This window comes from Streptococcus sp. 4886 (assembly GCF_013276485.1).
Lineage (GTDB): Bacteria > Bacillota > Bacilli > Lactobacillales > Streptococcaceae > Streptococcus.
In genome coordinates this window covers 1-6,058 of sequence record NZ_VMLD01000041.1, presented here as the reverse complement: position 1 = coordinate 6,058, position 6,058 = coordinate 1, and the positions used below count along the sequence as shown (strand labels likewise).

At 42.6% G+C, this 6,058-nt stretch carries 6 protein-coding genes and 1 pseudogene; all 7 read right to left on the bottom strand.

Features of this window, described 5'->3' with window-relative positions:
- A pseudogene (locus tag HT679_RS10930) lies at window positions 1–1,709 on the bottom strand (hypothetical protein); the annotation flags it as partial.
- A gap of 232 nt (window positions 1,710–1,941) precedes the next feature.
- On the bottom strand, window positions 1,942–2,160 hold the full coding sequence (locus tag HT679_RS10925; RefSeq protein WP_173214620.1) for a YSIRK-type signal peptide-containing protein: 219 nt from the start codon (window positions 2,158–2,160) through the stop codon (window positions 1,942–1,944).
- Window positions 2,161–2,179: 19 nt separating this feature from the next.
- Window positions 2,180–2,926 carry a peptidoglycan recognition family protein gene (locus tag HT679_RS10920; protein ID WP_173214611.1) on the bottom strand — a complete coding sequence of 249 codons (747 nt, stop codon included), beginning with the start codon at window positions 2,924–2,926 and terminating at the stop codon, window positions 2,180–2,182.
- A gap of 9 nt (window positions 2,927–2,935) precedes the next feature.
- On the bottom strand, window positions 2,936–4,351 hold the full coding sequence (gene ply / locus HT679_RS10915; protein WP_173214609.1) for a cholesterol-dependent cytolysin pneumolysin: 1,416 nt from the start codon (window positions 4,349–4,351) through the stop codon (window positions 2,936–2,938).
- A gap of 10 nt (window positions 4,352–4,361) precedes the next feature.
- Window positions 4,362–4,772, bottom strand: a complete 411-nt coding sequence (locus HT679_RS10910; protein ID WP_000595751.1) for a hypothetical protein — start codon at window positions 4,770–4,772, stop codon at window positions 4,362–4,364.
- Window positions 4,765–5,373 carry a hypothetical protein gene (locus HT679_RS10905; protein ID WP_173214607.1) on the bottom strand — a complete coding sequence of 203 codons (609 nt, stop codon included), beginning with the start codon at window positions 5,371–5,373 and terminating at the stop codon, window positions 4,765–4,767. Before HT679_RS10905 ends, HT679_RS10910 begins: the two co-directional genes overlap by 8 nt.
- 12 nt (window positions 5,374–5,385) lie before the next feature.
- Entirely contained in the window at window positions 5,386–5,844 is a 459-nt protein-coding gene (locus HT679_RS10900; protein WP_173214605.1) for a DUF4231 domain-containing protein, read from the bottom strand.
- Window positions 5,845–6,058 lie beyond the last annotated feature (214 nt).

Genomic DNA, 6,058 nt, shown 5'->3' with positions numbered 1-6,058 from the left:
TCTTTGGCTTGCTCATAAGCTCGTTTACTGTCTTCAGTCTTACCGTCGAGAGAAACTGGTTTATTCAACTCGGTTTCTAGCTCTTGAGTCTTGGTAGAGAGATTGCTCTTATCAACATTTCTCAAGCCATTCTTGGCAGTTTCAAGCCCTGTCTTAGCTTGAGCTAAGCCGCTTTCTGCTTCCCTTACCTTGTCTTCAGTCGCTGTGCCGTCTTGTTGAACTTCCTTCGCTTTGGCAACTGCTCGTTTTGCAGCCTCTTTGGCTTGCTCATAAGCTCGTTTACTGTCTTCAGTCTTACCGTCGAGAGAAACTGGTTTATTCAACTCGGTTTCTAGCTCTTGAGTCTTGGTAGAGAGATTGCTCTTATCAACTGTCGCACGGATACCAGTATCAGACAGCAACGATATAGCTCCCTCTCCATCTAGTGGTGTATCCGTACCTGAGCGTACAATCATAGCCACTAGTTTAAGCTCATCTGTTCCTAATTTATCTACACCGTATTTTTTGAATCTATCAGGAGTAAAAGTTACCACTCCTTGACTATTTGGGAGTCCATCTGCAATCTTCGTAAATCCTCTTGCATGTGGGATTTGCACATCGTATCCATCGTAATTTCTTCCTCCTCTCACTAGATAGACACGTAATTCGGCTCCGTCTGGTACATTTTTTTGATTTACTGGACCAGGAAGCTTAGCTTGAATATACTTAGTTACATCCTGGTAAGTTGGGTCCTGAGGAATAGTTCCTGCCTTGCCCTCAAGTTGCTTATTTGTTGTAATAAAACTAGCTTTTGGAACAGGAAAACGGAAGACTCCCTGATATATTTGTTCATGTCCCGAACTATCCACAGCCTTAACTGTATATTTTCTGACACCGAACTCGGTTCTAGGAATGTCTCCTGTTAGTTTCAGACGAGCTACAGAAGTTCCTTCGCCAGATTTGGATACAGTTAGATTTAAACCCTCAATTCCTGTAATGCTAATTTCTCGAATCGTTTTCCCATCTGACATCGCCTTAAAGCTTACACCATAACCTTGGAGTTTGTAGTCTCCAATAGTATCCTCAGGATAGTTGGAATACTCATCTCTACCAGGTCTAACTTTTCCAACTCTCAGAGATGAGCTTGCTCTCGCTTTCCTAGATTTAGGACTATCGCTGATACCTTTTTCCACACCATTCTTTAATTGGGTTGCCTTTTTATACTCCTCAAGTGCAGCATTAAAGACATCCTGATTGACAAGTCCATCTTCTTTCGTCTGTAATGCTTCATTGAGTTTATCGTAAGCCTCTTTCAGTTTTTGGATCTGTTCTGGATTTTCAGTGCTGGTCTTCAGTTCTTGGAGGAGTTTATGGATTTTGTCCGATAAAGGATAGCTACCCTGACCATTTGTGTAGTCTGTAGCTTCCTCCTCCGTCTCCTTGGCTTCTTGATTTTCTGCTGGTGCCGGCGTGGCAGGAGGGGTTAGTTGCCCCCTACGACCTCGCCCTCGTTTAGGAGTCGGACTTGGTTCACTCTGAGTCGCACCACTTCCTTCTCCAAGCTGAGCTGGGGATGTGAGTCCACCTGCCAAAGCCTTGTTGACCTCCTCAGTCAAGGTTTTCATGGCTTGAACTTGGGCATTGACCTCTTCTTGACTGGAGTTTGGATTTTCAAGAACAGCTTTAGCTTGTGCTAGACCTGCTTCTACACGAGCGTGAAGTTCTTTCATTGAGTCCAGTGTCAGATTGGCAAGTAGAGCTTGCAGACTGGTTTGTGCCGACTCGGCAAGTGACTTATCTACAGTAGGACGGCTTGCCTCTGCTTGGTTCTCTTTCTTGCCTTCTTCGCTATCTTTTACTAGAGACTTGTTTTCATTTGAAACTTCTTGGTTTTCTCGATTACCTTGCTTAGATTGTTCAGGCTGACTAGGGGCTGTATCAGGACTTTCTTCACTTAGTTCTTTAGATACCCCCCCCCGAGGAATCGCTTACAAGGGCGCTGGTTCTAGTCATTCCGCTCTCTGTCGCTGGGGAAATGTCAGGTGTTTGTGCCTGTACTGTCCCATTGGCAAAAAACATCAGCGCCGCAACGGCAACGCTAGCAGCACCGAAGTGGTACTTCCTTATCGAATAACGAAAAACCTTCTCCCCTTTGTGGTTTCCTTCATATTTTTGTTTCATTCTTTCTTCCTTCCTTTTTCTATTTGATTTCTTCTGTATAGTCTAGTGCGATCCAGCCCCTACCTGACTTCAACAAACCCCAAGTATAGCCATCTGCTTCTTCTACCTGCATGATGGTAAAAGTCCCAAGAGGACAAAAACCTTTGTCAGGATAAGCCAGACCTGGGCCTGTTCGGATGTAGAGGTCATCATCCACCACACGCACTAGGCGCTGTCCATCCCCATCTCGAGGCTGTTCCTCTTTTGAAACTTGGAAACTATCTCCAGCAAGAATCTCAGCTGCCATCCGGATGAGCCGATTGAGATCAATCCCACCAGGGCAATCTGTAGCTGTAAATTCTTGATGAGGATGGATGGTCTCACGATTGATTGGTAAATTATAACGATTACAAATATCTGCAATCAAACGTGCTGAGTTCCAGTAGGTTTCCTCTGCAATAGTCCAGTCAGGTTCCCCACGGTTATTTAAGTGTTCAATACCAATCGAACGCTGATTGACTTCATAGTTGCCAGCATGATAGGCAACGCTCTCTTCACCAACACACCCCCATATCTTATCAGGAGTCACCTGATAGTGAGCAGATGTGCCATGACCTGTAGAGACATACCAAGTACTTCTAGCCCCCTCATCACTCAGCCCACCATTATGGTGGATGACAATAGTATCAATATCAAGGCGATTTTGATCGCTATTCATGATTTCCTCATCCACATCTGTGATAAGTCCTGAAAACAAATCGCCATTCACTCTTTTTGTCGCAAACATTCTTCTCTCCTAATCATTTTCTACCTTATCCTCTACCTGAGGATAAAGAGTCGTTCCCCAAATAGAAATCGTCCGCTTACGCACTAGTGGCAAATCGGTTTTTTCATAAACCGTACGCCACCATTCCCAGGCAAGTCCGGTACACTCTCTAATTTTGACAGAGAGATTGCGAACATTCCCTTTTAAAGGAATACTAGTGGTAAAGTGAGCCGTCAAATCCTGCCCATTTCTGTCCCAAGCCTTAGGAGTCAAGACTTCCTTACCTTGATTATCATAGGATAATTCATCCCAAGTAATGTAATATTGGGCAACATAGGCACCACTATGATCCAGCAGTAAATCTCCGTTTCTGTAAGCTGTCACCTTAGTCTCAACATAGTCTGTACTGTTTTGAAAGGTCGCAACTACATTGTCCCGTAAAAAAGAAGTTGTATAGGAAATCGGCAAGCCTGGATGATCTGCTGTAAAGCGACTGCCTTCTTGAATCAAGTCCTCTACCATATCCACCTTGCCTGTTACAACTCGGGCACCCGAACTCGGGTCGCCCCCTAAAATAACTGCCTTCACTTCTGTATTGTCCAAAATCTGCTTCCACTCTGTCTGAGGAGCCACCTTGACTCCTTTTATCAAAGCTTCAAAAGCAGCCTCTACTTCATCACTCTTACTCGTAGTTTCCAACTTGAGATAAACCTGACGCCCGTAAGCAACACTCGAAATATAGACCAAAGGACGATCGGCAGAAATTCCTCTCTGCCTCAAATCCTCTACCGTTACAGTATCTTGAAACACATCTCCTGGATTTTTAACAGCATCTACGCTAACTGTATAATAAATCTGCTTAAAATTAACAATCTGAATCTGCTTTTCGCCCGAATGGACAGAATTAAAATCAATATCAAGAGAATTCCCTGTCTTTTCAAAGTCAGAACCAAACTTGACCTTGAGTTGTTCCATGCTGTGAGCCGTGATTTTTTCATACTGCATTCTAGCTGGGACATTATTGACCTGACCATAATCTTGATGCCACTTAGCCAACAAATCGTTTACCGCTCCGCGAACACTTGAATTGCTGGGATCTTCTACTTGGAGAAAGCTATCACTACTTGCCAAACCAGGCAAATCAATACTATAAGTCATCGGAGCACGATCGACCGCAAGAAGAGTGGGATTGTTCTCTAACAAGGTCTCATCCACTACGAGAAGCGCTCCAGGATAGAGGCGACTATCGTTGGTAGCCGTCACGGAAATATCACTTGTGTTTGTCGACAAGCTCCGCTTCTTTCTTTCGATAACAACAAACTCATCGGGTAGCTGATTACCCTCTTTGATGAAACGATTTTCAATACTCTCTCCCTGATGGGTCAAGAGTTTCTTTTTATCATAATCCATAGCTAGTATAAAGTCATTTACTGCTTTATTTGTCATCTTCTACCTCCTAATAAGTTCCTGGATTGAGTTGCATAAACTCAGACTTGTTTAGTGAAATCAGCCGTGGTTGGACTAAGTGATCCAAAATTTCCTCGTACAATTCTTCTGAGACATTGCGTCGCCGTCTGGCTAGATAAGAAGTCGGAATGACCGTATTATCCAACATAAATACCTTATCTAAGTCAATCAAGGTTGGTCTTGTAAAAGGATTACGAGCTAGATCCGGCTCTTCTATCATAAAGTTCTTGACCAAACGTCTGGTCAAGAGAGCTGGTTTGAAGGTCTGGTTTTTAACCAACTCTTTGTTTTTAGTCATGCTGTTGTCAATACAAATATACATATGATTCTTCACAGCCAAATCGCTACTAATACTTGGAAAAGGCAAATAAAGAGCCACAACATCTCCTCTCTTAATCAAGCAAGAGCACCCCCTTTTCTCCTAATGTAACATAGACAGGATTGACCAAGTCTTCTGATTGACTCAGTGCTTCCAAAGTTTGAGTTTGGCGCCCTGTCAATTTAGTAGCATCTTGTCTCTTCAATACAAAATGCTTGTCGCCAATTACCTTGACACTATAATCCTTCTCCAAAGCTGACTGGTAAATCCACATCAGATATTGTCTGTCCTGAGAACTCAATAGAGAAGGATGTTCAAGCCTCCCGATAGTCTGATAAAAATCAAAAACAGGAGCTAACTCCTGCCAATCTGATTGGCTAGTTGTCAAGGCTAGAAAAAGGGCTTTGCGAGCTGATACTTCTTGGTTAGCCTTGAGAGTCCCTTTTCCCTCCAAGTTTTTTAGAAATTGGGAAACTCCAGAAAGCAAATCTTTCTCTAACTGCGAGAAATAAAAACCTTGCCTTCCCAGACATAAGTCTCTCAAGTCGCTTTCTCTAGCAAATAAGAGTTCAAACAGTTGATAATAAAAGAAAAATATCTGGCACTGAGTTGCGCTCATCTTTTCCTTGTCGGCTTCTTTTTTCAACCAGAGCAAGGGCGACAGGTAGCTGGATTGAGACATTTCCTCCACCTCCTATTCTTTTTGCCCTGGAGCTTCTGCACTAGTTGCCACTTCTTTTGACTGGATACTTTCCCACTGGTTGATTTCCTCTGAGATAAGACCTTCGCATGTCTTGACAAATAGGGCAAAAGCCTTGGTTTTTCCTGCATATTTCTCTGTTTGACATTGATAGAGGAATTTTTCTCTCTCCAGGAGTTGCGCAGTTTTTTGGTAAGAAATCCAGTGTTCTTTGGCATTATACAAATTGAGAATCCCTTCACACAGCAAGCCTAAACTGGACAAGGCAACCGAAATCAAACGGTAGCGATCACCTGGCATAGGAATAGCACAAAAGACAGCTATGAGGAAACCTGCCACAATTTCTGTTATTTTTAATACCTTATAGCGTCTACGATGTTGAACGCTTTTCTTTAAAAAATGAGCTATCTGTACATCTAATCGCTCTGTCAGGTACATTTCTTCTGGCGTCATATTCGTAACTCCTTTTATCTATTCATTCTATTCAAAAAACTAGGATAACTGTCTAGTAGGTTTAGCAAATATTAATAATGTTGTCATGTTATTTTGGAAAGGAAGTCTCATGTTTATATCTAGTGGCAAAATATTGCTTCTCCTACTAGCAAAGTTCACCTAGTTTAATTATTATATCATAATCGAGACAAATTTACTTACTTACTTACTTACT

Bases quoted from the DNA above. Each gene is read 5' to 3' on its own strand.
- HT679_RS10920 (WP_173214611.1), bottom strand. From the start codon at position 2,926: ATGTTTGCGACAAAAAGAGTGAATGGCGATTTGTTTTCAGGACTTATC.
- HT679_RS10925 (WP_173214620.1), bottom strand. From the start codon at position 2,160: ATGAAACAAAAATATGAAGGAAACCACAAAGGGGAGAAGGTTTTTCGT.
- HT679_RS10905 (WP_173214607.1), bottom strand. From the start codon at position 5,373: ATGTCTCAATCCAGCTACCTGTCGCCCTTGCTCTGGTTGAAAAAAGAA.
- ply (WP_173214609.1), bottom strand. From the start codon at position 4,351: ATGACAAATAAAGCAGTAAATGACTTTATACTAGCTATGGATTATGAT.
- HT679_RS10900 (WP_173214605.1), bottom strand. From the start codon at position 5,844: ATGACGCCAGAAGAAATGTACCTGACAGAGCGATTAGATGTACAGATA.